Here is a 26987-nt window from a genome sequence, read left to right on the forward strand (position 1 = left end):
AGCTTGGAAGGCTGAGGTTTTACCACTAAACTACACCCGCATATATTATATAGAAGAAGAAAATAATGGTGCGCCCGAGAGGACTCGAACCTCTAACCGCTTGATTCGTAGTCAAGTACTCTATCCAATTGAGCTACGGGCGCATTAGAGCTTTATGGTGCGGCCGAGAAGAGTCGAACTTCCACGGGATTTCTCCCACTAGGCCCTCAACCTAGCGCGTCTGCCATTCCGCCACGACCGCATTGAATTAATTTTTAGGGACAAATTCTATTATACTGCATCTCCATTTCAATGTCAATGAGAGATTAGAATTTCTAATTCATTCGTCGTTACGATTAAATAATAAATAATGGCTGGGGTACCTGGATTCGAACCAGGGCATGACGGGATCAAAACCCGTTGCCTTACCGCTTGGCTATACCCCAATAAAAATGGCGGTCCCGACCGGGATCGAACCGGCGATCTCCTGCGTGACAGGCAGGCATGTTAACCGCTACACCACGGGACCATTTGGTTGCGGGGGCAGGATTTGAACCTGCGACCTTTGGGTTATGAGCCCAACGAGCTACCGAACTGCTCCACCCCGCGACAATAATATAGATGTTGTTTTTCATTAGAGCTACTTTACAGCCTAGATTTGTTTCGGCTACGCCGACAGCAAGTCTGGCCTGCAACATCTCCAAAAGCAATCATTCGTTCTTCATACTTGTTGGCTCATGTGTTAGTGTACCACAGAAGTTATCCAACTATAACTTTTCAGATTAATTGCTGTTTATAAAATGGTGACCCCTACGGGATTCGAACCCGTGTTACCGCCGTGAAAGGGCGGTGTCTTAACCGCTTGACCAAGGGGCCATGATTGGCTCCGAAGGTAGGACTCGAACCTACGACCATCGCATTAACAGTGCGGTGCTCTACCACTGAGCTACTTCGGAATAATGTTTAAGTACTTGTCGACTTTTTCTATTATAAAGAGCTCTGAGAGAATCGTCAATACCTTTTTCATTTATATTTGTTATTTGTTTTTCTTTATGGAATCTACAGTGAAGAATAATAATTCAAAAAAAGTAACTGCCCTATGTTGGACAGTTACTTTCCTTGAAGAATGTTATTGCGCTATTAGCTTTCCTGAGCAGCGACCACATCGGTAACGCTCTGTATTCATCCGGATCTTTCTTCTGTAATTCGTTTCGCATGCTACACATTGATAGACATAAGACTTGGACGATCGCCGTTTCGTCTTGTTTTCAAGCGTAGAGCAAAAACGCGGCGAGCCTGTTTCCTTCAGCAATTCTCTAAAATCCCGATCACGGTGCTTATAGCCTCTTCCTTCTATATGAAGATGGTAATGGCATAGCTCATGTTTGATGATGCCTTCAAGCTCAGCATATCCAAACTTCTCGTAGGAGCTTGGATTGATTTCGATATTATGGGATCTTAACAGGTATCTGCCTCCTGTGGTCCGCAATCTCGCATTGAAAATACCCTCATGCCGGAATGGCTTGTGAAAGCTCGTCAATGAGATTTCCTTGATGAGTCCTGTCAGTTCTTCGTTCGTCATGTTAACTCCCCTATTTTTAAAGTTAAAGGGTCTGCTCTTTCGGCTGGAGCATCGTCAAAGCAATACGTCCTTTGTCTTTCTCCACTTTTTCCACCCAAGCAGTGACTATGTCTCCAACTGCCACCACTTCCAGCGGATGCTTTACAAAGCCTTTTTTCAATTTCGAGATGTGCACCAAACCATCCTGCTTCACACCGATATCAACGAATGCGCCAAAATCCACTACATTGCGCACTGTTCCCTGCACTTCCATCCCTGGAAGCAGGTCTTCCATTTTCAGAATATCGTTTTTCAATAAAGGCTGCGGGAATTCGTCACGCGGATCGCGGAATGGTTTCTTCAACGCATCCAAGATATCTTTTAAGGTAATTTCTCCGACGTCCCATTTCTCACTCAGCTCTTTCAGCTCGAGCGCTTCAAGTTTTTCAGAGATACCGGCTTTTCCGACAGATTTCTTATCTTCTCCGACAAGCTTCAACAGCTTCTCGGCAATATCATAGCTCTCCGGATGAATGCCTGTTGCATCCAATGGATTTTTGCCTTCCGGAATCCGGAGGAACCCAATTGCCTGTTCATAGGTTTTCGCTCCTAAGCGCGGGATTTTCTTCAGCTGGACGCGCGACGTAAAGCGGCCATTTTCATCCCTGACCTTGATGACGTTTTCCGCAACGGTTTTACTCAAGCCTGCTACGTATTGCAATAAGGAAGAAGAGGCTGAATTGACGTTGACGCCGACCTGGTTGACGGCTGTTTCGACAACAAAAGTCAGTTGATCCGCTAATTTCTTCTGGGAAACATCGTGTTGATACTGTCCGACACCGACCGCTTTGGGATCGATTTTCACCAGTTCAGACAATGGATCCTGCAGACGGCGCGCAATTGAAGCCGCACTCCGCTCTTCAACTTTCAAGTCTGGAAATTCTGCTCGTGCAATATCGGAGGCCGAATAGACACTCGCGCCTGCTTCATTAACGATGACATAGGAAATATCCGCCGAAGTTTCCGACAGGAAGTCTGCAACAAACTGCTCGGTCTCACGAGAAGCTGTCCCATTGCCGATCGCCATGATTTCAATCGGATACTTGGATGTCAAACGCTCCATGATTTTCTTCGAGCCGGCTTGGTCTGATTTTGGCGGATGCGGATAAATCACTGCCACTTCCAGCAACTTGCCCGTTTCATCGATGACTGCGAGTTTGCAGCCTGTCCGATATGCTGGGTCTACACCCAATACCATTTTGTTTTTCATCGGTGGCTGCAATAAAAGATTCCGCAAGTTCTCTGAGAAGATGTGAATCGCCTGGGTCTCCCCTTTTTCGCTCAGTTCAGTCCGGATTTCCCGCTCCACTGACGGTTGAATCAGCCGTTTGTAGCTGTCTTCAATTGCTTCAGCTACCACTTCGCTTGTAGAACGCGCCTGTTTCATCCATTTGTTTTTCATCAACGTTATGATTCGGTCGTCCGGCGGATGGATGGAAACTTTCAGCACATCTTCTTTTTCTCCGCGATTGATTGCCAAAATTCGATGCGGCACGATTTTCTGGATGGCTTCTTCGTATTCATAATACATTTGGAAGACCTGTTTTTCGTCTTCGTGATTTTTCTTGGCGACGGTGGCGATTGTGCCGTCTTTTCGAGTCATATAGCGGATTTTTTCGCGGATATCCGGATCATCCGCAAATAATTCCGCCAAGATATCCTGCGCTCCTTGGATGGCTTCTTCAGCTGACGCGACACCTGCCTCTTCATTTACGAATGACTGTGCTTTACCTGCCAGTTTTTCATCGCCAGGCTCCATCAGCCAATCCGCTAACGGCTGGAGGCCTTTTTCTTTTGCGATGGTCGCTTTGGTTCTCCGTTTTTGCTTGTATGGCCGGTATAAATCTTCAACGCGCTGCAGGACTGTGGCATTGTGAATCGCCTTTTCCAGTTCATCTGTCAGCTTTTCCTGTTCCGTTATGGAACGGATAACATCTATTTTCCGCTGCTCTAAGTTCTGAATGTATGTATACCGGTCATCGATCGCTTTAATCTGCACTTCATCCAAAGATCCGGTTGCCTCTTTACGGTAACGGGCAATAAACGGCACGGTGTTGCCATCTTCAATCAATGCGATGACTTGCGCGACCTGATTGTTTCGCACACCCGTTTCTTTAGCGATTAATGTATGAATCTGCTGCATTTCCATCTAGACACTTCCCTTCAGTTCCTTTCTATTTTAACACATACAGAAAAGCGGAAGCAGCCGTGTTGATTCGACGGGCATTTACAGGAGAACATAAAAAAGAAGCCTCTCTTGAAAGAGGGCTTCTTTTTTGTCGGCTATTCTATTCATTTATTGAAATGGCCAGCTCTCACTGTAAACGAGCCGACCTTTTCCCAGTCCTTCTCTTCTCAAGTCTCAGTCGGAACTTCAACCAATCCCGGTTCTTTGCGCGCCGCCTTGCCTTTCAGCGTTTCAATCAATCCGAACGAAATAAGGAATGCGATCAGATAAGAAATCGGAATGACGACCATAACAGCAGTCAATCCAAAAGAGTCTGCCAGTACACCGGACAAGCCGATCGAGAAGGCCCCTACCAATTCACCGATCCCCATGATGAGCGCATTGGCCGTAGCCATGACGGCAACCGGTACACTTTCAACCGGTATGATGCTTTGGTAAAGCGTGTTCATGGCGAGAATGATTCCACCAAACAACACCAGAACCACCAGGCTTACGGCAGATTGTGGGAAGATGAACAAGACGAGCGGGGTCACCATCGCCATTGCCAGATAGCCAGACATTGCCGGTTTTCTGCCGATTTTATCGGAAGAATAAGGAATGAATACTTGCCAGATGATGGTCAACAATCCAAAGAGCGAGAAGACCAAGCCCATTTGGGTATTAGATAGCAAACTCACTTGCGTCAAATAGAGTGGCAAGAATGCATTGAATGTCCACATGGCACCCATACAGAAAATACTGATGAGAATACAGATCAGGATATTGCGGTTTTTCACACTGTTATAGATAGTGCTTACATTGAAAGCAGTAACCGCTTCAGTTTTCACGACAGCTTCAGGCGGCTTCACAAAACGAAGCATCAGCAAAGCTACTACAAAACTCGGAATACTGACAAACAGGAATGCGTAACGCCAACCAACCAATTCACCCAACTGCGTCACAACCAACGGACCAATCGCGACGCCGATGACTGCAGCTCCTGCATACACCAAACCCATATTGCGCCCCAATGTCGTCGGACGCGAAACAGAAGCCAATAGTGAAAGCGAAATCGGAAGAATAACCCCTTCACTCGCACCCAGCAAGGTACGGACAATCAACATAAACGTGTAGGTTTCTGCAAACATCGTCAAAAGCGCCAATACAGACGTGACGATCATCGCCCAGAACAAGATCGTTTTTTTATGCCCTAAGCGATCTGAGAGAATCGCAAACGTTGGAGCTGCCAGCGCAAATCCTATGGTTTGCCACATATTGATTTGACCGATTTTTGTGTTCGTCAAAGCGATGTCTTCGATGATAAAAGGCATCAGCATAGAAATTGCCTGTCTATCCAAATAAAGAAAACCCCATGCGACGAAAAAGAGCATGACCAATACAGTTTCATAACTTAACCCTTTTTTAATTTTTGCCATTCTGTCAACCCCCTCGATTTGTCCATTCTTTTTACTCCCACCAGCAGCTCTTTCAGCGCGCTCCCTTCGCCATCCCCTTTCAGCTCTGTTTTTGCACTAATTGAATTGTATGAGAAAGCGCTTTCAAATTATAGAATAAATACCTTCTGATTTTTTCAGAATTTTAAATAAACTTATTCGGTTTTCATCTTCATTTTAGGCAAAAAAAAAAAAAGAGGCCATCTCATTTGAGAAGGCTTCCTGTTATGAATGTGGCATCGTCACCTGTTTGGATAGATGCCAATATGTCGCGGTATAGTTGTTCCGGTACCGCAGCTTTTCGCATCATGGCTTTCGGATTTCTTAAATCCACTCCATCGGAATGGATCAGAAACAAATCGTCCTCCACGTATGTGTAAAGCTGAGTACGCAGTTTTTGCGGACGCCCTGATAAATAACCCATGACCGGCAACGGGTAGATGATTTCATCCGTAGCTTTACGGTACAGATAAAACCGGATGTTGCCGACACAGCTGTATTCAAGCGTCTTTTTATTGAAATCGACTTTAAAGATAGCCACGGCAGCTCCCCGCTTCTGGAGCATTAATCCGTTAAAACGATACATTAATTGATCGATTGTTTCATGATGGTATTCACGTAAAATTTGAGGAATGACTTGAGACGATTCACGCGCCACAGGCCCACTCCCTAATCCATCGGCTACGGAGCAAATGAAATAATCGTCCGTCAATACAGTATGGTAGCTGTCACCGGATTCATGATTTCCTTTTTTTGCTTCGTTGAAAATAAAAGCATCTACAAAACTATGCTGAATTTTCTCCACTACGAAACCCCACCAGCCGCTAAAATAGCTTCCTGCAATTTCTTAATGGCTTTTCTTTGCAAACGGGAAACGTGCATTTGAGAAATTCCGAGTTTATCTCCGGCTTCTTTTTGGCTCAGCTGCTCTATGTAAGTGAATTGGATGATCTGCTTTTCCCGTTCTGAAAGCACATTCATCGCTTCAGCTACAAGCATGCGCTGATCCGCTTTCTCGTAACCATCATCTTCCTGGCCTACTACGTCAAACAATGTGACGGTACTGCCATCTGAATCCGCCTCCAAAGAGTGGTCCATTGAAAGTGCCTGATAGCTTTTGCCCATTTCCATCGCTTCCAGCACATCGTCTTCTTCGACATCCAAATATTCAGCGATTTCCCATACTTGCGGCGAACGTTGAAGCTCTGTCGTCAGCACTTCCACCGTCGCTTTAATACGGGGTCCCAATTCCTTAATGCGCCGCGGTACATGGATTGCCCATGTCTTATCGCGTAAAAAGCGTTTGATTTCACCGATGATCGTAGGCACGGCAAAAGCTTCAAAGCTACGGCCATATGAAGGGTCATAACGTCTGATTGCGCCTAAAAGCCCAAGCATGCCCACTTGCGCAATGTCCTCGTGGTAAGATTTACCATTAGAGTATTTTCGCGCAATGGACTCGACAAGACGCTTGTAATTCAACACTAGATTTGTTTGGGCTTCTTCATCTTCTGTCTTTTGATAAGCTTCAATCCACTCAAGCACCTGCTCTTTAGTAGGCTGATTAGGATGAGACTGTTTCGACATCCTTTTCCACCTGCTCTCCTTCAACATGCTTTGTCATGAAGATTGTCACTCCTTCTTGATGATGAACTTTGACTTCATCCATCAATGTTTCAATCAAATACAAGCCGAGACCTCCTTCACGAAGAAAAGCACCTTCTTCTTGGTCATGATAAGGGCCCACTTTTGCTTTAGTTTCTTCGAAGTTAAAGCTTTGTCCATGATCCGCTACCATAATCTCGATCTTGTCTTCATACAAGGCACAGCCAATGACAACTTCGCCTTCTTCGCCTTCTGCATAAGCATGCTGGACTGCATTGGTCACCGCTTCACTCGAAGCAATTTTCAAATCCTCTATATCATCGAACGAAAATCCGATACGGCTGGCCAATCCTGAAATGGTGAGTCTTGCGACACCAACGTATTGGGATTTGGCAGGAACTCTCATTTCTACATAATCGAAAGGACGCATATCAGTTACCACCCTTCCCGACTGATTCGATATCCATAATATCTCCTAAACCTGTAATATCGAAAAGCCGTTTTAATCGCGCAGAGAGCCCTTTTAACTTTACGTGTCCGCCATTTGAATTGACCGATTTATAAAAAGCCACAAAAACTCCCAATCCTGTACTATCCATATAATTAACGTCGGAAAGATCCAACTCTGCTTTCAATCCTTGGTGATTCTGATAAGTTTCTAGTTTTTCCCGTAGGACCGGTGCAGTATGCGCATCAATTTCTCCGCGTACAAAGCCCTCAAGAATATTGTCCGATTCAGTTAAATCCACTTGAATATTCATTGTATTTCGACACCCCGTTTTTTAAAATTCAATCCCGCTTAAAAAAGCTGTTCTAAGCATTAATACCACATTTGACCCATAGTTAAACCTGCTACTACACTTTTTTGTATATCACCAAAGTAAAGTCATCTTGGAACTGCGCATTTTGCATGCGTTCAAGCTCATCATAGACATATTGCACAATGGTTTGTGCAGGCTCGTCTTTCTTCTGCTCAATCAATTCAAAAATAACCTCACGCTCGATAAAACCTTCTTCGTTCCGGCCTTCCGTCACGCCATCAGTCATCATGATCACCAGGTCGCCTTTTTCGAGATCGACAGTATGCTCTTCATAGACAGCGGCTGGAGATACACCCAGCAGCAACCCTTTTGCAAACAGTTCGCTGAACGCTTGGTCCTTGGCACGATACAAGATAGCCGGTTCATGCCCAGCTGATCCGTAAGTCAAGCGCGCTTGCTTGGCATCGTAATTGCCGTAGAACATGGACACGAACATCGAATCATCGACACTTTTTTCTACAATCCGATTGATGACGCTCAAGACGTCTTTCGGAAGTGCGTGGGTGCTGCTCAAGCTATCCATACCGAATTTAATCATAGACATGCAAAGAGCAGCCGGAAGGCCTTTGCCGATTACATCCGCAACCGCCACCCCGGCATAGCCATCATGATCACTGACAAAATAAATATAATCCCCGTTCATTTTTCGCGCAGGGATAGAGAGAAGGCCGATATCCAAACCTTCCAGTAGGGGTAATTTGGTTTTCAACAACGTTTCCTGAACGTTGGCAGCAAGATCCATTTCCACTTTCAGCTCTTCCTGCTGTTTCAAGAGACTTTGCCGCTCCTGAAGCGCCAAGCCATAATTGATCATCATTTCAATCAGAAAATCAAAAGAATGCCACACAACATCCGGCAACTCACCATACAGTTCTTGAATCGCCGCTTTGTGCATGCTAATGACTTCTTCAGGCGCGATATTCTCTAAAATCAGCTGCCGGCTGAAATTTTGGCCGACATACAGATTTTGTTCAGTCTGTTTTTTCATGTATTCATTTAGAATCTCTTTATACTGATTCTCAATTTCTTGAGCCATTGGGTGTTCCCCCTAACGAAGCCACTTGGTAGCTCTTATATCTGTACCTTCGCCTAATATCGTTTCGATTTTAAAGTCGTCCATTAATCGTTTGACACCTGGCAGTCCCGCCCCTAGTCCACCGGAAGTCGTAAAACCGTCTTCCATGACTTTGCGGATATCTGGAATTCCCGGACCGCTGTCTGCAGCTATGATCAGGATTCCTTTCACGCCGTTTTCCGTTAATTGTTGAATTTCGATTCTGCCTTTTCCGGCATATAAGTAAATATTGCGGGCAAGCTCGCTGATGGCCGTCGTAATACGGGCCTGGTCAACTGTGCCAAAGCCAAGCTCTTTCGCTACATTGCGTCCGAGTTGTCTTGCAGCTACAATATCCCATTCTGTCAAAATTTCCACCGAGGACTGGTCGCTCATTTTTAAGCCTCCAATTCCAATTGAAGTTTATCTAAACCATTTTCTAAATCCAGTGCTGTCATAACGTCTTCAAGTCGAATTCCTAACTCGATCAAAGTGATAGCAACTGCTGGCTGGATACCGGTAATGACTACTCGGGCCCCCATCAGGCTTGACATACTGATGACGTCTCCCAGAACTTTCGCGATAAATGAGTCGATGAAATCAATGGAAGTCAAATCAATCACGACACCTCGCGCACTTGTTTCATGCAGTTTGGTCAGTAAATCCTCTTGAAATTGAAGAGCTGTCTGGTCGTCAAGCTCCCATTGGATGGAAACAATCAATGTATCTCTTAACTTTAAAATTGGAATTCTAAAATTCATCAGTCTTCAACCTCCACAATTTTTCGGTTTGTCCAAGCCAATGCCTGTTCCACGCCTCGCTGCAAAGTGCTTGTTGTCGTAAAGTCGTTCAGGTTGATGCCGAGCGTGACAATCGTCTGGGCAATCTCAGGTCGAATTCCGACAAGCATGCATTTCGCTCCAACCAGACGCACAGCATCTGCTGCCTGGATAATGTGATGGGCGACCATTGTGTCCACTACCGGTACACCGGTGATATCGAGCAACACAACTTCTGCCCGATGTTTGACGACACCTTCCAACAGGTTCTCCATAATCAATTTCGCCCGCTCTGTATCAATTGTTCCGACAAGCGGCATGACCGAGACTTTCTCAAAAACCGGAATAAGCGATGCTGAAAGTTCCTGCAATGCGATCTTTTGGAGGCTGACCGTGCGTTCCCATGTCTTGGAGTATGCCTCGATGGTGCTGTCGCGGATCGGCGAGATCCACTTGTTGAACTCTTCTACAAATGCGGCAATATTACTTTCGTTAATAATGCCTTCTTTGGTCATGCCTTCATAGACGATTTCAGCGAAATGATTGATTGCTTTCGTAACGAATGTAATGGACCAACCAAGGCGAACTACCTTTTCCGCAAAATCGATTAATCGGCTTTCATATGCTTGATGGCTTTCCAGCAAATTGGATATCATCAATTCAGCGAATTCATGGCTTGTCTGATTCATCAACTCTGTGGGCATCACCTGAAAAGAACGTTCATCTTTCTCGTTCTTCATTTTTTCTTGCCATTGTGAAATAATTTCAGTTAAATTGCCCTGTATATATTGAGCCATCTGTTTATTCATATGGATTAAAAACCCTCCCTGCGACACTATGTATCTTAAATTTTATCTGCTACTCTTTATTGTATCGGAAATTCGTTTTTTTCACATCTTTTTTGTCGGCTAGTCTGTTTTCTGAAAAAAAGACACCTCGAGAAAAATTCTCAAGGTGCCTTTCAAGGAGTATGTATGCTTAAAATTTTACTAGGCCAACACTGATTTCCAGTGCCTCGTCTACTTTTTCCATCAACGTGTCATCAAGTTGGGTGATTTTATCGGTCAGCCGAGACTTATCAATAGTCCGCAATTGTTCAAGCAGAATGACTGAATCACGTTCAAAGCCATACTTCTTGGCATTGATCTCTACGTGAGTCGGCAATTTGGCTTTTTGAATCTGCGCAGTAATTGCAGCAATGATTACAGTAGGACTGAAACGATTGCCTATATCGTTTTGAATCACCAGGACAGGACGGGTCCCGCCTTGCTCAGACCCGACGACCGGTGATAATTCTGCAAAAAAAACATCCCCGCGTTTTACAATCAAGTTGTCACCCTCCGCTTACGAGTCGCACTGTCGTGTGCTCCGCTTCGTACTCAGCGTGAGAACATTCACAAGCAATCGATAGATTGATCTGTGACATCTCCACGTAGCCCTTGATCATCGCTTCCCGAATATGATATGAGTCGTACAGGTTCTTAGTCACCCGGTGCGTGGAAACGTAAATATAATCTCCACTTTCTTGAACACGTTCATCTGAATGAGTTGTCAACTCCGAAATAAATTGTTTTGGTAACTTTACAACCACTTCTTTTGTCTTTGACTTCTCGTACACAGCCGACACCTCCGAAAATCCCGTTCTTCTGCCTTTATCTTTCTCATCTTAACATTGTATCGGGCTCCTGAAAAGGTAAATCGGAAACTTTGGTGCTGTCCGAGTATACCCGAGGCACCCGTTTTGTTAAAATACACGGGATTTCATAAGGGATCGTATCCAGCCTGCGCGCCCATTCGTCGATGTAAATACGCTGTCCGCCCTGTGCGCCGATCAGTTGCACTTTTTCTCCGATTGGTAATTTTTCAGAAAGCCGAATCATGCATTGATCCATGCAAATCCGGCCTACAATCGGCACGCGCTGTCCTCTCACTAAAACTTCCTGCCCCTGCAGTCCCCGGAGCATGCCGTCCGCATAACCGATGGGCAAGGTTGCAATCCATTCATCCTGTTCGGCATGGTAAGTCGCCCCGTAGCTCAGCCCTTCACCAGCTTTCACTTTTTTCACATGGATGATTTCCGTTTCCAAGCTAAGCGCCGGATGGAGTTCAAATGGCATTTCCTTGCCTACATAAGGGGATGGCGCGATGCCGTACAATGAAATTCCTACGCGCACCGCGTCACAGGACAATTCCGGATGCATGATGGCCGCTGCGCTATTGGAGACATGGACCATGACGGAAGGATCATCCAATTTATCGATTACGCTATTCATAGCGCCCACTTGTCGGCTGAACAACGAAGAATCCTCTTCATCCGCTGTGGCAAAATGAGTGAAAATGCCTTTAAAATCAAAATCATGATCAGCAATAAAACCGAAGGCTTCATCCACCTCGTCCAATTGGATGCCGATGCGCCTCATGCCGGTATCCACCTTCAAATGGATCTTCAATGCATTCAGATCAGGCGCCAACTGGGTTGCCGCCATAGACAGCCAATCAAGAGAAACAGCCGTAACGATAATATTATGCTGCTGCGCGACCGGGATGAAATTCGGCGGAGTCGCCCCAAGGACCAGCAATTCCGTGTCGATGCCCTCTTCCCTCAGAAAAAGAGCTTCATCCGGGGTTGCCACGGCCAGCAAGAGGACACCATTTTCAATCGCCGTCTTCGCCACTTCCAAAACACCATGCCCGTAAGCATCCGCTTTTATTACTGCGATCACTTCAGCATCCTTGCTTCTTTCCTGAAAAGCGGTTAAATTCTTTTTGATTGCACCTAAATCAATGACTGCTTTTGTCGGACGATAATATTCTGTCATCGTAACACCACCCAATTAATTTGTTTGTAAAAGAACTTGCGCTGCTGCAAATTCCTTTGAATGCGTAATGGAGACCAGACCCGTTTCCTTGTTCTGAAAGTAAACGGAAGGCTTGCCTTTGCTGTCTTTCCGGATTTCAATGTCCTGAAAAGAACAGGCTCCGCCAATTCCCGTTCCCTTCGCTTTGGAGAACGCTTCTTTGGCTGCAAAGCGGCCAGCCAGAAATTCAACTTTTCTTGCAGCAGTTAACTGAATGTATTCAGCGTGCTCGGATTGTGTTAATACACGCTCACGAAATTTCGCTGATTTCGCATCCAATCGCTGGATCCGTGACAATTCAACGATATCCAACCCGATTCCTGTAATCATAAATGTTTCTCCTTTCAATCGCAAACGGGTAACAGGTATAATTAAAGATATGAAATAGAGGTGACTAAATGTTTATTCGAACAGAAAGCTTTAAGCAATACCTGCGCCTGTATCCGGTTGTTTCCACTTTGATGGCCCTTAATCTGTTGGTCTATGTACTGACATGGCTTCCTTTGCTTGGTGAATGGCTTTACTTTTATGGTGTCGGTTCCAACTTCTACATTGCAGAAGGCCAATGGTGGCGTTTCTTTACACCGATGTTCCTGCATGGCGGATTGATGCATTTGCTGTTTAATATGTTTTCACTGTTCCTGTTCGGACCTGAATTGGAACGTTTAACCGGTAAAGTCCGCTTCATCACGATCTACCTGCTGGCAGGATTCTTTGCTTCAGCGGCCACCTACTTTTTGCAGCCGCTCGATTATGCCCACGTAGGAGCAAGCGGTGCGATTTTCGGAGTGTTTGGCGCATTCGGCGCATTGGTGTATTACGGCGGACGCGCTCTGCCTCAGCTAAAACAAATTATACTCCCAATTATCGTGATTAGTATAGTCATGACTTTCTTGACTCCCAACGTAAATGTCACAGCCCATATCGCTGGAATGATAACCGGATTCCTAATCGGACTCAGTTATTTCCATCCAAAGCGGATCGTCAGTTGGCGGGCAAAAAAATAAAGACAGCCGGAATAAAAATTCCGGCTGCTTTTTTTTTGCGAAAAATTGGGTGTGTTCAATCCTTTATTTCTCTGGTGCTGGAAGGTTCGTACCATGACAAGATTCGGCTGGCATCGCTTTTTTCCATATGGGGTGTTGATGCAGTGGCCCCCATCATGCCCGATTTGATCGTTGAGTTGATCGATGCAATCCCTTTACGGCGCTGGAAGAAACTTTGCGTCACTTGAACAACCTGCACCCGCTTCTTCAGCATAAAGAATTGGTGTTTGCTGAGCCCTCTGAATTGCATCGTCAATTGACGTTCTCCCAGCGCATACCCCACTGTCCGGTGCTGCCAGATTCCGATGGCGACAATGATCGGCACAAAAATCAATGCAAGCAGGCCGTACGGATAGAAGAAATAGCCTACCGCAGCAAATACTGGCGACAGCCAAAGCAAATCCAGACGATAGAAAAAGTGGACGCTGCGCTTCGGTGCCTTGACCAATTCCGGCGTCCATTCCAGCTCAGGAAACAACTCAGCCAGGATGGGAATCATCCGATCTGCTTTGACCAAAGGAAACAGGCGGATCTTCTCATCTTTGTCCCCGATTGACCCTCCTGCACTTTCAACCAATACTGTCGCGTATCCGAAAAGCTCACGCAAAGGGTTCTGGCTGATCTTGATGCCTTGAACGCGTTTCAGGGGGACGGAAACTTTTTTCTTTTCCAATAATCCCCTGGTGATATAGATATGGTCCTCATCACGCTGGATGGTAAATTGGTAATTCGCCACGATGGTCATAATGACCGAAATGATCCAAGCGATCAATAACACAAAAAAGATGGTCAACGCGACAATCAATGCACCAAAACGCAGAAACAGCATGACTTCCTCGTAAATCGCATCATACGGAATCAGTTCGGAAAACTGGGAAAGGAAAATCGCAACCGCTGAAATCACGACCCCAATCCCTCCAGAAGTTGTTGCAAGAATCAATAGTTCCTTCATGGACATGCGGTAAAGTACCTGTGCCTCTTTTTTAGGCGGTGCTTCCACTTGTTCCACCGGTCCCATTACTGCAACGCTTTCTTCGGGAAGCTGGTGTTTTGCTTTCTCCATTTCATTTTCGATGCGGTCTGCATCTTCGCGCGAAATAGCCGTCAATTCGGCTTCGGCCTGGCCGACCTTACCTGAGCCGCCAGTCTCCACTTTCACTTTCACCAAACCGAGCGGCCGGTGAAAAATGCCTTCAGTATAATTCAGGCTCTGGATCCGGTCAAAAGGTATATACCTTTTTTTCTTTACAAAAAGGCCGTATTCAATGCGCAATTCCCCGTCCTCAAACCAGTAGACAAAACGTTTCCACTTGATGATTCCACCAATCAGCAGGAAGACCAGTACAACACTGCCCACGATTACCGGAATCAAGCCTTGCCAACCCTGGTTGAACATCGAACTGACTCCGCCGTCCCTGAATATATTGACACCAAAAATAATGATGAACGGAACAATCAATTCTTTTAAGCCTTTGATGAAATTCAGAAATGCCGAAATGGGATGCAGCTTATAACGTTCTTCATACATCATCTTCCGCCACCCTTGCCAATACGGAAATTCTGGCTCTCAGCTCATCCGCTTCCGCTGTTACAAGCGCAGGAATCGTATGAGTGGTTGCCGCTGTTGAAATCGATATTTCCGCTAAATCATATTTCCGCAAAATCGGGCCTTGTTCCGTATCGACGTGCTGAACACGCACCATCGGCACCAATGTCCGGGTAACGATGAATAAGCCATGCTGCAATTCGATTTCCTGCTCCCTCACCTCATAACGCCAGCGTTGCCAGCGGATTTTTGGAAACAAGTAAATAAACAGGAAGCCAAATAGCAGAATCACTGCTGCATAAACAGCGTACAGCCATTGCGGCCAGTCAAAAAAGTACGTTAAAACGCCAGCTCCAATTGCGATCAATGCGATCACCGCAGTTTCCATACTGCCGTAAACACGCCAGACGGTTAATCCTTTTCGTGAAATTTGATTTTTCGGTTGGTTGTCCATTCTATTCTCTCCAATCGCGTGCCTATCCATTATACGATTTACTTATCTAAACGTTTCAGTCAATTGTAACTGAAATCCGGACAGCAAAAAAGGGCGCATGCCCAAACAGTTTCCTGTTTGGCATACGCCCTTTGGATGGATCGGTATTAAGATTCGCTGCGGCGAGTCGTACGTCCTGGACGTCCGCCACCGCTTCCACTTCCGCCTTCACGGCGTCGGCTTGCGCCTGAGCTCGCTCCACGGCTTGAAGATGGACGAGATGATGATGAAGAGCGATTGCCTTTATAGCCGCCGCCTCCGCCACTGCGTCCGCTTCCGCCTTTACCTTTATATCCGCCGCCTCCGCGTGATGGCAAAGGACGTTCTTCGGAAATAGAGACTGGAACATCTTCCGGTTCTTTGGTCATTGTTTTAAGAGCCGCTGCAATCAAGTCAACCGCTTCGTGTTTTTCCAACATTTGAGTCGCAAATTCACGATAGTCGCCAAGATTGTTTTTCTCAGTCATTTCAACTAATTGCTCCATAGCAACGCGTTTTTGGCCAAGTACAGCTTCGTCAGCTGTTGGGGGAACCAAAGCTTCCATTTTTTTCTTAGTTGTACGTTCAACAATTCCAAGGTAGCCCATTTCACGTGGAGTTACAAACGTGACAGCTACTCCTTTTTTGCCTGCACGGCCAGTACGGCCGATGCGGTGAACATAGCTTTCAGGATCTTGAGGAATATCAAAGTTGTATACGTGTGATACGCCTGAGATATCAAGTCCACGAGCTGCTACATCTGTTGCAACTAGAATATCGATTTTGCCTGCTTTGAACTGCTTCAAGACGGACATACGTTTTGCTTGGCTCAAGTCGCCATGAATTCCTTCAGCCAAATAGCCGCGGATATTCAAAGCTTTAGCTAATTCGTCAACCCGACGTTTTGTGCGTCCGAAAATGATCGCAAGTTCAGGCTGTTGAACATTCAAAAGACGTGAAAGAACATCGAATTTTTCGCGTTCTACTGCTTTCACATAGAATTGCTCAATGTTTTCAACAGTCATTTCTTTTGATTTGATTTTAACGATTTCAGGAGTCTTCATGAATTTCTCTGCAATACGGCGGATAGCATCCGGCATAGTTGCTGAGAACAACAAGGTCTGGCGAGTATCAGGAACACTTGCCATGATTGTTTGAATGTCTTCGATAAAGCCCATGTTCAACATTTCGTCTGCTTCATCAAGGATCAATGTGTTTACATTATCCAATTTAAGAGTACGGCGGTTGATATGGTCTAATAGACGTCCTGGAGTACCAACGATAATTTGTGGGCGGTTTTTAAGTGCACGGATTTGTCGGCTGATTTCCTGGCCGCCGTATACTGAAAGGATACGCACGTTTTTATCTTGGCCCAATCTGTAAAGTTCTTCAGAAACCTGGATTGCCAATTCGCGGGTTGGTGCGATGATCAATCCTTGAACATTACCGTCTTTAGTGTCGATTTTTTCAATCAAAGGAATACCGAACGCAGTTGTTTTACCAGTACCAGTTTGTGCTTGTCCGATAATGTCCTTGCCTTCCATTCCAAGACGGATAGTCCCCTCTTGAATCGGTGTTGCTTCTTCAAACCCCATGCGTTTTACGGACTTTAAAGTTGTTTCGCTAATATTTAACTCTGAAAATTTTACCAAATTTTTTCAATCTCCTTTTGTCTTCATCTGATTTACAAATGGTGTACATTTTAGATGAATTCGTGACAAGGTCGAGCCTTTATGAGGAAGTTTCACGTCGAAAATCATACTCTGTAGTTTTAAGTCAGAGGGGATGTGTGAACAGGAAAAGCTCGGGCTTTGCCGAGCGGTCTGATCGGCGGGTGTTTGATGCCCTATCTATAGAACAAACCGTTTTGCTCAAAAAAATACTCTTCACAGGGAAGAGTAATTCAAAAATGTATCCATTGCTTTCAAAAGAATACCATGTTTTTTTCCTATTTGCAATCAATACGCAAAGGTTCTAATAATCAGTTTACTCTGCGCCTTTATTCATAAACTCAAAAACTTTCTTAAACCAATCGTCACAGTCGTCGCTGTAACAGATCAAATGCTTGCCGGTTTCTGAATGGATCATGTATTTTTCTGTTGAACCGATGTGGTCATGAATATAGTCAGCGGCAGAAGCGGGAACTACGCTGTCCTTGCCTCCCTGCACAATACAAACCGGAACTTTGATCTTGTCGTAATAGGGTTCAACCATTCTGACAACCCGCAGAAATTCCACGGCTGAACTGACAGGTGTGTTCATCAGTTTGTATTCATAAAGATGAAAAGATGAATTTTCCGCTATTTTCCCAGATAACACATCTCTCATCGCTTCCTGCACTTCCTCAAAAATCTGTGCAGGACTGATGTATTTGGCTGCTGCACTCAATAGAACCAGCCGATCGACCTTGTAGCGCATTGCTAGATACAGCGCGATCAATCCGCCCATCGAAAAGCCGACAATGATGATGCGGTCCGCTGATTTTTTCAGCTTTTTCAATGCCAGCTCCGCTTCCATCATCCAACTTTCAGCTGAAATACTTTTTAAGGCCAATTTTTCACCATGTCCTGGAAGCGTCGGTATTTCTACGATCCAGTCGGTCTCGCCGGTTAAAAAATCAGCAAACGGCTCAACTTCAAACGGGCCTCCTGTAAAGCCATGAATACAAAGAACCCCGGTCTTCAAATCGCTTCCCTCTTTTCATCGCTTAACAGCATAAAACTTTTGAGCCCCTACACTGCCGTCTTCTTTATTGGCCGGTGAAAGGTTCAATCACTTTCTCCAGCGCCATACCACGGGAACCTTTCACTAATATGACTGAGTCTTTGTTGGTATACCTTTTCAACAAATCAATAATCGGTCCGTAGTCGTCTTCACTCCACAGCAACTTGCCGTTATAGGCCGGCTGCAATTTATCATACAGCCATTTCATGCGCGGTCCATAGAGGCAGACCCCGGCAAGGCTATCTGAAATGTAATTGCTCAGTGCTTCGTGATAGCTTTGTTCGTCGTCTCCAAGTTCAAGCATATCGCCAAGGACGACCCACTTCTTGTCTTTCATCGTTGTTTCACGGATGAAATTCAATGCTGCATTCATCGATGAAGGAGCTGCATTATAGGCATCATTGATGAAAATGGCTCCGTTATCCGCTTGGATCATCTGCATGCGCATATCGGTCAAAGCTGCGTCTTTCAAGGATTTGCGGATTTGCTCCTCTGACAGGCCTGCTTCAAGAGCGATCAAAATGGCGGCCAGGGTGTTCTTCACCTGATGCTCACCCAATACAGGAATGGTGAAGGCGGCATCTATGATTCCGCTCACCATAAAGCTGCTGCCATTTTCAGTCGCTTTAATATCCGTTACCGTCAATTCGTTGTTGTCATCGAATCCAAAAGAGACTGCCTGCGGGAAAGATTCCATAAACGGCTGCAACAGCGGCTCGTCTCCGTCATAGAAAAGTTTACCGTGCTGTTGCAGGCCTGCAGTGATTTCAAACTTTGCTTCCGCTATCGCTTCACGTGATCCAAGATCCTGCAGATGCGCTTCACCGATATTGGTGATGATGGCGTAATCGGGACGTGCCAATTCAGACAGAAACTCGATCTGCCCTTTGCCGCTCATGCCCATTTCCAGAACAGCGACTTTGGTGTCTTCGTCCAAAGACAGGATGGTCAATGGCAAGCCCAATTCGTTATTGTAATTCCCCTGGGTTTTTTGCACTTTGAAATAAGGCTTTAACACACTCGCTACGAGATCTTTTGTCGAAGTCTTGCCATTGGATCCAGTGATCCCGATGACAATCGCAGACAATTCATCGCGGTAGGCTCTAGCCATCTCCTGCAAAGCAACTTCACAATCATCCACGAAAAGCAGAGGCAGATCTTCCGGTGCCCCCGGCTCGTCGCGCTGCCATAAAGAAGCTGCTGCGCCTAGTTCGATAGCTGAACGGACATACTTATGCCCATTCACTTGTTCGCCACGGAAAGGAATGAACAAATCGCCCGGCTTGAGCGTTCTCGTGTTGATCGAGACCCCCGTAACGTCAAAGCCTTTTAAATTAGTTTTGATATCCAGCCATTTGGCTACTTGCTCAATCTTTTTTTTCATTTGGCTTCTCCACTCAATCTATTTTAACTTGCAGTAATTGCTTTTCTTCATGCCGCTCAATTGCTAAAGCGATTAGGCGTTCAATCAGTTCCGGATAAGGTAAACCCGTATGTTCCCAAAGCAAGGGGAACATGCTGTAAGGCGTAAAGCCAGGCAAGGTGTTCACTTCGTTGATCAAGATTTCATTGGCTTCTGTCACGAAAAAGTCTGCACGAACAAGCCCGGAGCAATCCAGAATTTTGAATGCTTTTTTAGCGTCCGTCTCCAATTTTGCGTAGACTGCATCATCCAATTCAGCTGGAATGATCATAGCGGTGTTGCCGTCTTTGTATTTCGCCTGATAATCATAGAAGGCTTTCAATGGTTTAATTTCTCCTGCTACTGAACAGGACGGCTCGTCATTTCCAAGCACACCGACTTCGATTTCACGCGCAACTACCCCTTGCTCAATCACGATTTTACGGTCGAACTTCAGAGCCTCTTTGATTGCGGCGATCAGTTCTTCCCGATTATCCGCTTTGCTGATGCCGACACTCGACCCTAAATTAGCCGGTTTTACAAAAACTGGCCAAGCGAGTTCCGCTTCGATTTTATCCAGCCAAAAATCCCGGTTTTTATCCCAGTCTCTTCTTATAAAATACACATAAGGCGTTTGTTCTAAACCTGCCTGCTCAAACAATTGCTTCATCACGACTTTGTCCATGCCTGCGGAAGACGCCAATACTCCGTTACCGACGTAGGGAATATTCATGACTTCAAGAAGGCCTTGAACGGTTCCGTCTTCTCCGTTCGGTCCGTGCAGCAAAGGAATGATGACATCCAGCGCCTCCCTGCTTTGTGCCGGAAGGAATCCGGAAATATCATTCGGCTTCGAAGATTCTCCATTCAATTGAAGCTGCTCGATCGTTTTTGCCGTCTCTTCAAGACGGGCTCCTTTTCGCCATTCTCCATCTTGCGTAATGTAGATGGGATAGACTTCGTATGCATCAAAATCAATTGCTTTTGTAACTGCCAGGGCTGTAGACAGAGAAACTTCATGCTCTGCCGATTTGCCACCATATAATAAACCGATTCGTTTTTTCATCCAAAAAACCTCATTTCATTGTCCATATTGCTTAGTTTATCACGAACCCACAGGGACGAATAATTTTTTCATGTCAGCCGCCGAAAATTTTTAGACCGGCTACTCCTGCAATAATACAGGATAGAAAAAATAATTTCGCCGGCTGGCGGTTTTCGTCAAAGAACAGCATCCCGACCAAAACGCTTCCAGCTGCACCGATGCCTGTCCAGACTGCATATCCTGTTCCGAGTGCAATAGTCGTCAGAGCCAGTGACAATAAATAGAAACTGAGCGCGCCTGTCAAAATGGTCAACCCTGTATATACTTTCACTTTAAAGCCATCCGATAACTTCATCGTTGTGACAAAAACGACTTCAAATAGTCCAGCAGCAATCAAAATCAGCCATTCCATCACGGCTCCACTCCTTTACCGGATGCTTCTTTCCCATCCATCACTTTTAAACCGATAATGCCGAAGAGCAATAAGCTTAAGAAGAACAGTTTTTCCGCGCTGGCATTTTCATTGAATATCCAGATGCCGAGAACAGCTGTGCCCGCAGCACCGATGCCGGTAAAGACTGCATAAGCTGTTCCGATTGGGATTGTTTTCATCGCTATAGCAAACAAGAGAAAACTGATGACGATAAAAATCAGCGTCACAAGAGAAGGGGCTAAATTCGTAAAGCCATCAGCAAGCTTCAAGCCGATTGCCCACACAATTTCCGTGACTCCTGCAATCAAAAGGTAGATCCAAGCCATTTGGTTCCCTACTTTCATTTTAAACCTGCTCCACTTTCAGCCATCGACCGAAAGGCAGCCCGAAAAAAATAATACCTGTTTCCAGGTATCATTTCCATACTTTTTGTTTTCTGTCATAGATGATCTTACGTGAAATCCCCTGTTTTGTGTATTCTTCAATATCGGACCAGAACTCATCCAGAAAAGAGATCTCCTCCACTGGCCGAACATGCAATTCGATTGTGTTTTTCGTTTTTTCGGGGTCAGCCAGAGAAATGAGTACGCCTTCACGGTAATTCTTTTTCAAGGATTGCAGAATTTCAGAAGGCAATTCCGGAATCAGGTCTTTAGATTTCCGGCGCCAGAAATTCTGCCCATTTTCTTCCCGGCGAATCAAATACGTAAAATAATTTCCGACAAGCTCATTCAGGCGTTCTAATTTGCGGAAGTAAATTTTTGTGGTTTCTTCTTCTTCGCTGGACAAATAGACGAATTCATTTTGAAGAGTCGAATAGAACGGGGATTTAACCGGTTCTTTTTTATGGCCGATGTACAGCAATTCGGCTTGTTCCTGTGGTGTCAGGGAATTTAATTGCTTTTCACTTTTGAAATCAACCCAGCAAAATTCGCTTTTTTTGTTTGCACGTGCTTTACGCAGCTGCCCAAACTCTTCCTGCGTAGCGAATTCCATATGGGTGTGCATGTTAAAGGATGCATCTTCATATGGGTGCTTCAACAGCAGCAAATTTTTAGGCAGTTTCATGGCATCCAAAAAATGGGCGAAGGTAAGTCCGCTGAATAAAGCAAATTGATCGGATTCGTTTAGGTAAATATATAAATGCTGTATGTAGGCGTCCGTGTTCAACGGTTTTTTCACCATATCCCCCACTCCATTCCATTTCTTATTATACGACCAAAGGGGCGAAATATGAAACATACCTGCTTCAATTGCGTCATTACTTTTGTCATGCGCATATTACAGATATATACGTTATAATATATTCCGACTCATAATAATAAAAAGTACAGGTGAAATTACATGCAAACAAACAAAAGCTTCACCGATCGGCTTGACTGGTCGCTGGCTTTCATCTTATTCCTATTCTTCATCGTCAGTCTCGTGGCGATTTCCTCTGCCCAGACTTCGGGTCAATATTTAACCAACTTTGTCCCGAGGCAAGCTTTATTTTACATCATCTCTGTCGGAATGATCGGGGTACTGATGTATTTCGATCCAGAACAATATAAGAAGATGGCTTATTATTTATACGGTTTCGGCATCTTCCTGCTGATCGTGTTGATGATTTCGCCGGATGGCGTCGGCCAAATCGCCCAACCAGTGAACGGTGCCAAAGCCTGGTTCCATACACCCTTCGTCAATATCCAGCCAGCTGAGTTCATGAAAACCTTCTATATACTAGCGTTGGCGAAAATGATTTCTTCCCATCACGAGGAATACCTGATGAAAACCATCAAATCCGATTTTTACTTACTCGGTAAAATCGGCCTTTGCCTTGCTATTCCTCTCGGTTTTATCCTGCTGCAGCCGGATTTAGGGACTGCACTCGTATTTATCGCCATCACTTTGGCCATCGTCGTGGTTTCAGGAATCTCCTGGAAAATCATTGTTCCGAGTTTTGGCGGTGTTGCAGTCATCGGAACTTTGCTGTTGTGGATGACCATCAATGCCCAGAACTTCCTGTCCAGTGCGTTTGGTTTAAAACCTTATATGTTCGAACGAATTTACACATGGCTTGACCCTTACTCCTATGCTGAATCGGGCGGGTATAATTTGATTGCTGCGATGAACGCCATCGGATCTGGGGAAGTCTTCGGAAAAGGCTATCAAGGTCGCCAGGTCTATGTTCCGGAAAACCATACCGATTTCATCTTCACTGTCATCTCGGAAGACTTCGGGTTTATCGGAGCCAGTGCCGTCATCATCCTATTCTTCATGCTGATTTATCACTTGACTAAAATCACACTGCAATTCAAAGATACATTCAGTACGTATGTATGTGCAGGGATCATCGCCATGATCACGTTCCATGTATTCCAAAATATCGGCATGACCATCCAGCTATTGCCGATCACTGGGATTCCGCTTCCTTTCATCAGTTACGGAGGCAGTTCGCTGATCGGAAATATGCTGGCACTCGGAATCGTCTTCAGCATGAAATTCCACCATAAGAATTATATGTTCGATAAAAACAAAAAATAAAAACTCCGACGTCCTGCGTCGGAGTTTTTATTGTTGCGATTGGGTTTGGATCGGTTGTGGCAAGGCAATCGCCTTTATTAATTCTACGCGGGATTTTGTGATTTTTGCTTGGATTCCAAGTTTCGATAAATTTGAAACAATGTTGCGAACATCTACGTTCTTCGCCATCCATATCACCTCTTTGTATTTTTCATTACATATAGGGACGTATAGAAACTTGCCATGTTTCAAGGGCAAGGTATAAATCGTTGACTTTTTTGTGTCTATGCTTATAATACCATCATTTCAGGATTTTAAACTTATCATTTTGATGACAATTGCGAAGGTGGTGTAAATCAATTGATTTGCATACCCCCGTTAGGTATACTATAGTTAGAAATAAGATGGGAGGATCTTCAGATGAGCGAATTGATCGAAGAAACCTTAGTAGTGGATAACTCTTGTCGAAAAAGTCACCATCCTCCTTCTGTTAAACGGGATTTGACCAATCGGTTGAGTCGTGTGGAAGGCCAAATCCGTGGCATTAAAGGTATGGTGGATAAGGATGTTTACTGTGATGACATTATCACGCAGCTTGCTGCCACTCAATCTGCATTAAACAGTGTCACCAAAGTTTTGTTGGAAGGCCATTTAAAGGGCTGTGTCAGAGATCGCCTGGAAAACGGCGAAGAAGAAGTGTTGGATGAATTGCTAATTACTATCCAAAAAATGATGCGTAAATAAAAGGAGGAAATTTTCATGAAAGAACAAATCAACCTACAGGTCAGCGGCATGTCATGCCAGCATTGTGTCAGCTCCGTAAAAGATAGCGTCATGGCGCTTCCAGGAATCGAAAAAGTGGATGTTTCTCTTGAAAACGGCTCAGTTGATGTTGCTTACGATGCTTCAGCTGTAGAAGTAAGCCAAATCGCAGAAGCTATCGAGGATCAAGGATACGACGTTGCAACTTTAAGTGAATAACTGCGGAAACGCAGTTATTTTTTTCAAAATTAGATACCCCCGATAGGTATACTGTTTTCAGAAAAGGCGGGATTGCGATGAGCACTAAACAAACTGAAGTAGCGATTACGGGTATGACCTGTGCGGCCTGCGCCAACCGCGTGGAGAAAGGCCTTCAAAAATTACCGGGCGTCTCAGAGGCTAGCGTTAATTTCGCTACCGAGAAAGCTGCAGTCGTCTATGATGATGAGCAAGCCACCATGGCAGACGTGCAGAACAAAGTGGAACAACTCGGTTATGGCGTGCAGCAGGAAGAAATCGATTTTTCCATTCAAGGAATGACTTGTGCCAATTGCTCAGCACGCATTGAAAAAGTTTTGAATAAGATGGAAGGCGTTCAACTTGCTAACGTCAATTTGGCGATGGAAACCGGACATGTTTTGTACAACCCCGGAACTGTCACCCCTGAAGATTTTGTTAAACGGATCCAATCTCTTGGTTATGACGCAGTTCTTAACCAGGAAAGCGAGGAAGCAACTGACCACAAAGAACAGGAAATCAAAAACAAAACTCGCCTGTTCTGGATTTCTGCTGCCCTCTCCCTGCCATTGTTATGGACCATGTTCAGCCATTTTTCCTTTACGTCCTGGATGTATGTACCCGATATCCTGATGAATCCATTCGTCCAATGGGCATTGGCAACTCCAGTTCAATTCTGGATTGGTGCATCCTTCTATAAAGGAGCCTATTTTGCTTTAAAAAATAAATCAGCCAATATGGATGTGCTGGTCGCCCTGGGAACATCCGCTGCTTATTTCTACAGCGTCTACCTGGTTCTGGCCAACTTAAATATGGGGCACAGCATGGGCTTGTATTTTGAAACAAGTGCCGTTTTGATCACCTTGATCATCTTAGGGAAAGTTTTCGAAGCAAGAGCAAAAGGCCGTTCATCCGATGCCATCAAAAAGCTGATGAAACTTCAGCCGCAACATGCACTGGTCGAACGCGATGACGAATTCGTCAGCCTCCCGATTTCCGAAGTTAAAACAGGAGATATCCTGATGATCAAACCCGGAGCCTCCATTCCAGTAGACGCAGCTGTCATTTCCGGCAATTCGGCCGTTGATGAATCTATGCTGACCGGCGAAAGCCTCCCGGTCGATAAAGAAGCAGGCGATGCCGTATTTGCAGCAACCGTCAATTCCAACGGTTCTCTCCGCGTGCGTGCCGATAAAATCGGCAAGGACACGGTGCTGTCGAATATCATCCGAGTCGTTGAACAGGCACAAGGCTCTAAAGCGCCGATCCAGCGGCTGGCCGACCAAATTTCCAGCATCTTTGTGCCGATTGTCGTAGGAATCGCCATCGTTACCTTCCTAGTCTGGTATTTCCTTGTCGCACCCGGCAATTTCGCCGCAGCACTTGAAAGTACCATTGCAGTGCTGGTTATCGCCTGCCCTTGCGCACTCGGCTTGGCTACACCGACTTCCATCATGGCAGGATCCGGACGTGCCGCCGAGCAAGGGGTGCTCTTTAAAACAGCTGAATCTCTGGAAAATACCAAGCACATCGATACAGTCGTACTGGATAAAACAGGCACCATCACCAATGGCCGTCCTGTCGTAACAGACTTTATTCCAGCGGACGATGTTGACCTTGCTGAGTTGAAGAATTTGGTTGCCAGCGCCGAAAGCCAATCCGAACATCCAGTAGCACAAGCGATTTCTGAGTTTGGCGACGCTAAGCTTAGCGTCAGCGCTTTTGAAGCAGTTCCAGGCCACGGGATCCGGGCTACAGTGGAAAATCGCCAGGTGGTCATGGGAAATCGCCGCTTGATGGACGGTTTGGAAGTTGACGAAACACAGGCAGAAGCTTTTGAACAAGACGGCAAAACCGTCATGTTCATTGCAGTGGATGGCCGCTACAGCGGAATGGTAGCAGTCGCTGATACCGTTAAGGAAACCGCAAAACAAGCAATCCAGGAAATGAAAGACATGGGATTGCACGTCGTTATGCTGACAGGAGACCAAGAGCGGACAGCCTTGGCCATCGCTAAAGAAGTTGGAATCGACGAAGTGTTTGCTGGCGTGCTGCCTGCTGAAAAAGCGGATGTTGTCTTGAAACTCCAAGGACAGGGCCGCCGCGTTGCGATGGCTGGTGACGGGTTGAACGATGCTCCGGCACTAGCCAGCGCGGATGTCGGGATGGCAATGGGCACCGGAACAGCCATTGCGATGGAAGCCGCTGACATCACCTTGATGCAAGGCGATTTGATGAGAGTTGTCGATGCGATCAGGATGAGTCGATTGACTGTCCGGAACATTAAACAAAACCTGTTCTGGGCCCTCGCCTATAATACGATCGGCATTCCGATTGCCGCAGCCGGCTTTCTGGCTCCATGGCTTGCCGGTGCAGCAATGGCCTTCAGTTCCGTATCGGTGGTCATGAATGCCCTGCGCCTTCAGCGTGTGAAGTTGAATAAATAAGGATAAGTCTGACAAGAGGTCCAGAAATGG

The 26987-nt window shown here is 45.5% G+C and carries 30 protein-coding genes and 7 tRNA genes; 5 read left to right on the forward strand and 32 right to left on the reverse strand.

Going from position 1 to position 26987, the window contains the following annotated elements:
• Positions 1 to 66 precede the first annotated feature (66 nt).
• The 22 genes from K8U60_RS07965 to acpS all read right to left on the reverse strand — a co-directional run bounded on the left by K8U60_RS07965 (position 67) and on the right by acpS (position 12668).
• Positions 67 to 143, reverse strand: a tRNA-Arg gene (locus tag K8U60_RS07965).
• Positions 144 to 155: 12 nt separating this feature from the next.
• A tRNA-Leu gene (locus K8U60_RS07970) sits at positions 156 to 241 on the reverse strand.
• Between the two features lie 109 nt (positions 242 to 350).
• Positions 351 to 425: transfer RNA gene (locus K8U60_RS07975), tRNA-Gln, on the reverse strand.
• Between the two features lie 7 nt (positions 426 to 432).
• Positions 433 to 508: transfer RNA gene (locus K8U60_RS07980), tRNA-Asp, on the reverse strand.
• Positions 509 to 511: 3 nt separating this feature from the next.
• Positions 512 to 588 (reverse strand) — tRNA-Met (locus K8U60_RS07985).
• Positions 589 to 780: 192 nt separating this feature from the next.
• Positions 781 to 855: transfer RNA gene (locus K8U60_RS07990), tRNA-Glu, on the reverse strand.
• A gap of 5 nt (positions 856 to 860) precedes the next feature.
• A tRNA-Asn gene (locus K8U60_RS07995) sits at positions 861 to 935 on the reverse strand.
• 173 nt (positions 936 to 1108) lie between these two features.
• Positions 1109 to 1561, reverse strand: a complete 453-nt coding sequence (locus K8U60_RS08000) for a SprT family protein (RefSeq protein ID WP_223636840.1) — start codon at positions 1559 to 1561, stop codon at positions 1109 to 1111.
• A gap of 22 nt (positions 1562 to 1583) precedes the next feature.
• Positions 1584 to 3749, reverse strand: coding sequence for a Tex family protein (locus tag K8U60_RS08005; RefSeq protein WP_317851918.1), 2166 nt, complete (start codon positions 3747 to 3749; stop codon positions 1584 to 1586).
• A gap of 206 nt (positions 3750 to 3955) precedes the next feature.
• Positions 3956 to 5203 carry an MFS transporter gene (locus K8U60_RS08010; RefSeq protein WP_223636842.1) on the reverse strand — a complete coding sequence of 416 codons (1248 nt, stop codon included), beginning with the start codon at positions 5201 to 5203 and terminating at the stop codon, positions 3956 to 3958.
• A gap of 223 nt (positions 5204 to 5426) precedes the next feature.
• Positions 5427 to 6026: a PP2C family serine/threonine-protein phosphatase gene (locus K8U60_RS08015; RefSeq protein ID WP_191715583.1), complete on the reverse strand. Its 600-nt coding sequence runs from the start codon at positions 6024 to 6026 to the stop codon at positions 5427 to 5429.
• On the reverse strand, positions 6026 to 6808 hold the full coding sequence (gene sigB, locus K8U60_RS08020; protein ID WP_146558232.1) for an RNA polymerase sigma factor SigB: 783 nt from the start codon (positions 6806 to 6808) through the stop codon (positions 6026 to 6028). The genes K8U60_RS08015 and sigB overlap by 1 nt, the downstream gene beginning before the upstream one ends.
• Positions 6786 to 7256, reverse strand: a complete 471-nt coding sequence (gene rsbW / locus K8U60_RS08025; protein ID WP_006830181.1) for an anti-sigma B factor RsbW — start codon at positions 7254 to 7256, stop codon at positions 6786 to 6788. Before rsbW ends, sigB begins: the two co-directional genes overlap by 23 nt.
• A 1-nt stretch (position 7257) precedes the next feature.
• On the reverse strand, positions 7258 to 7587 hold the full coding sequence (locus K8U60_RS08030; protein WP_223636844.1) for an anti-sigma factor antagonist: 330 nt from the start codon (positions 7585 to 7587) through the stop codon (positions 7258 to 7260).
• Between the two features lie 94 nt (positions 7588 to 7681).
• Entirely contained in the window at positions 7682 to 8683 is a 1002-nt protein-coding gene (locus K8U60_RS08035; protein WP_223636846.1) for a PP2C family protein-serine/threonine phosphatase, read from the reverse strand.
• Positions 8684 to 8695: 12 nt separating this feature from the next.
• Positions 8696 to 9097 (reverse strand): anti-sigma regulatory factor, encoded by a 402-nt coding sequence (locus tag K8U60_RS08040; protein ID WP_146558235.1) that lies wholly within the window; start codon positions 9095 to 9097, stop codon positions 8696 to 8698.
• A 2-nt stretch (positions 9098 to 9099) separates the two neighbouring features.
• A complete protein-coding gene (locus K8U60_RS08045; RefSeq protein ID WP_008432419.1) occupies positions 9100 to 9462 on the reverse strand; it encodes an STAS domain-containing protein in 363 nt (120 codons plus the stop codon).
• A complete protein-coding gene (locus tag K8U60_RS08050; protein ID WP_223636848.1) occupies positions 9462 to 10289 on the reverse strand; it encodes an RsbT co-antagonist protein RsbRA in 828 nt (275 codons plus the stop codon). Before K8U60_RS08050 ends, K8U60_RS08045 begins: the two co-directional genes overlap by 1 nt.
• A gap of 169 nt (positions 10290 to 10458) precedes the next feature.
• A complete protein-coding gene (locus K8U60_RS08055; RefSeq protein WP_008432415.1) occupies positions 10459 to 10809 on the reverse strand; it encodes a type II toxin-antitoxin system PemK/MazF family toxin in 351 nt (116 codons plus the stop codon).
• A 4-nt stretch (positions 10810 to 10813) separates the two neighbouring features.
• Complete coding sequence (locus K8U60_RS08060) at positions 10814 to 11098, reverse strand: transcriptional regulator (RefSeq protein WP_142827252.1); 285 nt, start codon at positions 11096 to 11098, stop codon at positions 10814 to 10816.
• A gap of 43 nt (positions 11099 to 11141) precedes the next feature.
• Positions 11142 to 12299 (reverse strand): alanine racemase, encoded by a 1158-nt coding sequence (gene alr, locus K8U60_RS08065; protein ID WP_223636851.1) that lies wholly within the window; start codon positions 12297 to 12299, stop codon positions 11142 to 11144.
• A 15-nt stretch (positions 12300 to 12314) separates the two neighbouring features.
• Positions 12315 to 12668 carry a holo-ACP synthase gene (acpS, locus tag K8U60_RS08070; RefSeq protein WP_223636853.1) on the reverse strand — a complete coding sequence of 118 codons (354 nt, stop codon included), beginning with the start codon at positions 12666 to 12668 and terminating at the stop codon, positions 12315 to 12317.
• 68 nt (positions 12669 to 12736) lie between these two features.
• Between acpS and K8U60_RS08075 the strand changes: the two genes are divergently transcribed.
• On the forward strand, positions 12737 to 13345 hold the full coding sequence (locus K8U60_RS08075) for a rhomboid family intramembrane serine protease (RefSeq protein ID WP_223636856.1): 609 nt from the start codon (positions 12737 to 12739) through the stop codon (positions 13343 to 13345).
• 55 nt (positions 13346 to 13400) lie between these two features.
• Here K8U60_RS08075 and K8U60_RS08080 read toward each other — a convergent pair whose 3' ends face one another.
• The 9 genes from K8U60_RS08080 to K8U60_RS08120 all read right to left on the reverse strand — a co-directional run bounded on the left by K8U60_RS08080 (position 13401) and on the right by K8U60_RS08120 (position 22191).
• On the reverse strand, positions 13401 to 14912 hold the full coding sequence (locus K8U60_RS08080) for a PH domain-containing protein (protein WP_223637666.1): 1512 nt from the start codon (positions 14910 to 14912) through the stop codon (positions 13401 to 13403).
• Positions 14905 to 15384 carry a PH domain-containing protein gene (locus tag K8U60_RS08085; RefSeq protein WP_223636859.1) on the reverse strand — a complete coding sequence of 160 codons (480 nt, stop codon included), beginning with the start codon at positions 15382 to 15384 and terminating at the stop codon, positions 14905 to 14907. Before K8U60_RS08085 ends, K8U60_RS08080 begins: the two co-directional genes overlap by 8 nt.
• A gap of 146 nt (positions 15385 to 15530) precedes the next feature.
• Positions 15531 to 17054: a DEAD/DEAH box helicase gene (locus tag K8U60_RS08090; protein ID WP_223636862.1), complete on the reverse strand. Its 1524-nt coding sequence runs from the start codon at positions 17052 to 17054 to the stop codon at positions 15531 to 15533.
• Positions 17055 to 17388: 334 nt separating this feature from the next.
• Positions 17389 to 18087 (reverse strand): alpha/beta hydrolase, encoded by a 699-nt coding sequence (locus tag K8U60_RS08095; RefSeq protein ID WP_223636865.1) that lies wholly within the window; start codon positions 18085 to 18087, stop codon positions 17389 to 17391.
• A 64-nt stretch (positions 18088 to 18151) separates the two neighbouring features.
• Positions 18152 to 19510, reverse strand: a complete 1359-nt coding sequence (locus K8U60_RS08100) for a UDP-N-acetylmuramoyl-tripeptide--D-alanyl-D-alanine ligase (protein WP_223636868.1) — start codon at positions 19508 to 19510, stop codon at positions 18152 to 18154.
• 13 nt (positions 19511 to 19523) lie between these two features.
• Complete coding sequence (locus tag K8U60_RS08105; RefSeq protein WP_223636871.1) at positions 19524 to 20594, reverse strand: D-alanine--D-alanine ligase; 1071 nt, start codon at positions 20592 to 20594, stop codon at positions 19524 to 19526.
• A gap of 73 nt (positions 20595 to 20667) precedes the next feature.
• A complete protein-coding gene (locus K8U60_RS08110; protein ID WP_223636873.1) occupies positions 20668 to 20985 on the reverse strand; it encodes a DMT family transporter in 318 nt (105 codons plus the stop codon).
• Complete coding sequence (locus K8U60_RS08115) at positions 20985 to 21332, reverse strand: DMT family transporter (RefSeq protein WP_223636876.1); 348 nt, start codon at positions 21330 to 21332, stop codon at positions 20985 to 20987. The genes K8U60_RS08110 and K8U60_RS08115 overlap by 1 nt, the downstream gene beginning before the upstream one ends.
• 88 nt (positions 21333 to 21420) lie before the next feature.
• A complete protein-coding gene (locus K8U60_RS08120) occupies positions 21421 to 22191 on the reverse strand; it encodes a hypothetical protein (protein ID WP_223636879.1) in 771 nt (256 codons plus the stop codon).
• Between the two features lie 159 nt (positions 22192 to 22350).
• On the opposite strand from K8U60_RS08120, the gene K8U60_RS08125 reads away from it, so the two are divergent.
• Positions 22351 to 23532: an FtsW/RodA/SpoVE family cell cycle protein gene (locus K8U60_RS08125; RefSeq protein ID WP_223636881.1), complete on the forward strand. Its 1182-nt coding sequence runs from the start codon at positions 22351 to 22353 to the stop codon at positions 23530 to 23532.
• A gap of 27 nt (positions 23533 to 23559) precedes the next feature.
• On the opposite strand, the gene K8U60_RS08130 is transcribed toward K8U60_RS08125, so the two are convergent.
• Positions 23560 to 23700, reverse strand: a complete 141-nt coding sequence (locus K8U60_RS08130) for an Lmo0850 family protein (protein ID WP_186759981.1) — start codon at positions 23698 to 23700, stop codon at positions 23560 to 23562.
• A gap of 231 nt (positions 23701 to 23931) precedes the next feature.
• Between K8U60_RS08130 and K8U60_RS08135 the strand changes: the two genes are divergently transcribed.
• From K8U60_RS08135 to K8U60_RS08145, 3 genes are all read left to right on the forward strand, one after another.
• Positions 23932 to 24255 (forward strand): metal-sensitive transcriptional regulator, encoded by a 324-nt coding sequence (locus K8U60_RS08135; RefSeq protein ID WP_223636883.1) that lies wholly within the window; start codon positions 23932 to 23934, stop codon positions 24253 to 24255.
• A gap of 15 nt (positions 24256 to 24270) precedes the next feature.
• On the forward strand, positions 24271 to 24492 hold the full coding sequence (gene copZ / locus K8U60_RS08140; protein ID WP_223636885.1) for a copper chaperone CopZ: 222 nt from the start codon (positions 24271 to 24273) through the stop codon (positions 24490 to 24492).
• 77 nt (positions 24493 to 24569) lie between these two features.
• Entirely contained in the window at positions 24570 to 26957 is a 2388-nt protein-coding gene (locus tag K8U60_RS08145; protein WP_223636887.1) for a heavy metal translocating P-type ATPase, read from the forward strand.
• Positions 26958 to 26987 lie beyond the last annotated feature (30 nt).

The organism is Planococcus circulans (assembly GCF_020023385.1).
GTDB lineage: Bacteria > Bacillota > Bacilli > Bacillales_A > Planococcaceae > Planococcus.

Bases quoted from the DNA above. Each gene is read 5' to 3' on its own strand.
- K8U60_RS08050 (WP_223636848.1), bottom strand. From the start codon at position 10,289: ATGAATAAACAGATGGCTCAATATATACAGGGCAATTTAACTGAAATT.
- K8U60_RS08045 (WP_008432419.1), bottom strand. From the start codon at position 9,462: ATGAATTTTAGAATTCCAATTTTAAAGTTAAGAGATACATTGATTGTT.
- K8U60_RS08135 (WP_223636883.1), top strand. From the start codon at position 23,932: ATGAGCGAATTGATCGAAGAAACCTTAGTAGTGGATAACTCTTGTCGA.
- rsbW (WP_006830181.1), bottom strand. From the start codon at position 7,256: ATGCGTCCTTTCGATTATGTAGAAATGAGAGTTCCTGCCAAATCCCAA.
- K8U60_RS08005 (WP_317851918.1), bottom strand. From the start codon at position 3,749: ATGGAAATGCAGCAGATTCATACATTAATCGCTAAAGAAACGGGTGTG.
- K8U60_RS08035 (WP_223636846.1), bottom strand. From the start codon at position 8,683: ATGGCTCAAGAAATTGAGAATCAGTATAAAGAGATTCTAAATGAATAC.
- K8U60_RS08120 (WP_223636879.1), bottom strand. From the start codon at position 22,191: ATGGTGAAAAAACCGTTGAACACGGACGCCTACATACAGCATTTATAT.
- K8U60_RS08075 (WP_223636856.1), top strand. From the start codon at position 12,737: ATGTTTATTCGAACAGAAAGCTTTAAGCAATACCTGCGCCTGTATCCG.
- K8U60_RS08000 (WP_223636840.1), bottom strand. From the start codon at position 1,561: ATGACGAACGAAGAACTGACAGGACTCATCAAGGAAATCTCATTGACG.
- K8U60_RS08100 (WP_223636868.1), bottom strand. From the start codon at position 19,510: ATGAAAAAAAAGATTGAGCAAGTAGCCAAATGGCTGGATATCAAAACT.
- K8U60_RS08110 (WP_223636873.1), bottom strand. From the start codon at position 20,985: ATGGAATGGCTGATTTTGATTGCTGCTGGACTATTTGAAGTCGTTTTT.
- copZ (WP_223636885.1), top strand. From the start codon at position 24,271: ATGAAAGAACAAATCAACCTACAGGTCAGCGGCATGTCATGCCAGCAT.
- K8U60_RS08145 (WP_223636887.1), top strand. From the start codon at position 24,570: ATGAGCACTAAACAAACTGAAGTAGCGATTACGGGTATGACCTGTGCG.
- K8U60_RS08130 (WP_186759981.1), bottom strand. From the start codon at position 23,700: ATGGCGAAGAACGTAGATGTTCGCAACATTGTTTCAAATTTATCGAAA.
- K8U60_RS08115 (WP_223636876.1), bottom strand. From the start codon at position 21,332: ATGGCTTGGATCTACCTTTTGATTGCAGGAGTCACGGAAATTGTGTGG.
- K8U60_RS08030 (WP_223636844.1), bottom strand. From the start codon at position 7,587: ATGAATATTCAAGTGGATTTAACTGAATCGGACAATATTCTTGAGGGC.
- alr (WP_223636851.1), bottom strand. From the start codon at position 12,299: ATGACAGAATATTATCGTCCGACAAAAGCAGTCATTGATTTAGGTGCA.
- K8U60_RS08080 (WP_223637666.1), bottom strand. From the start codon at position 14,912: ATGTATGAAGAACGTTATAAGCTGCATCCCATTTCGGCATTTCTGAAT.
- K8U60_RS08105 (WP_223636871.1), bottom strand. From the start codon at position 20,594: ATGAAAAAACGAATCGGTTTATTATATGGTGGCAAATCGGCAGAGCAT.
- sigB (WP_146558232.1), bottom strand. From the start codon at position 6,808: ATGTCGAAACAGTCTCATCCTAATCAGCCTACTAAAGAGCAGGTGCTT.
- acpS (WP_223636853.1), bottom strand. From the start codon at position 12,668: ATGATTACAGGAATCGGGTTGGATATCGTTGAATTGTCACGGATCCAG.
- K8U60_RS08040 (WP_146558235.1), bottom strand. From the start codon at position 9,097: ATGAGCGACCAGTCCTCGGTGGAAATTTTGACAGAATGGGATATTGTA.
- K8U60_RS08010 (WP_223636842.1), bottom strand. From the start codon at position 5,203: ATGGCAAAAATTAAAAAAGGGTTAAGTTATGAAACTGTATTGGTCATG.
- K8U60_RS08085 (WP_223636859.1), bottom strand. From the start codon at position 15,384: ATGGACAACCAACCGAAAAATCAAATTTCACGAAAAGGATTAACCGTC.
- K8U60_RS08125 (WP_223636881.1), top strand. From the start codon at position 22,351: ATGCAAACAAACAAAAGCTTCACCGATCGGCTTGACTGGTCGCTGGCT.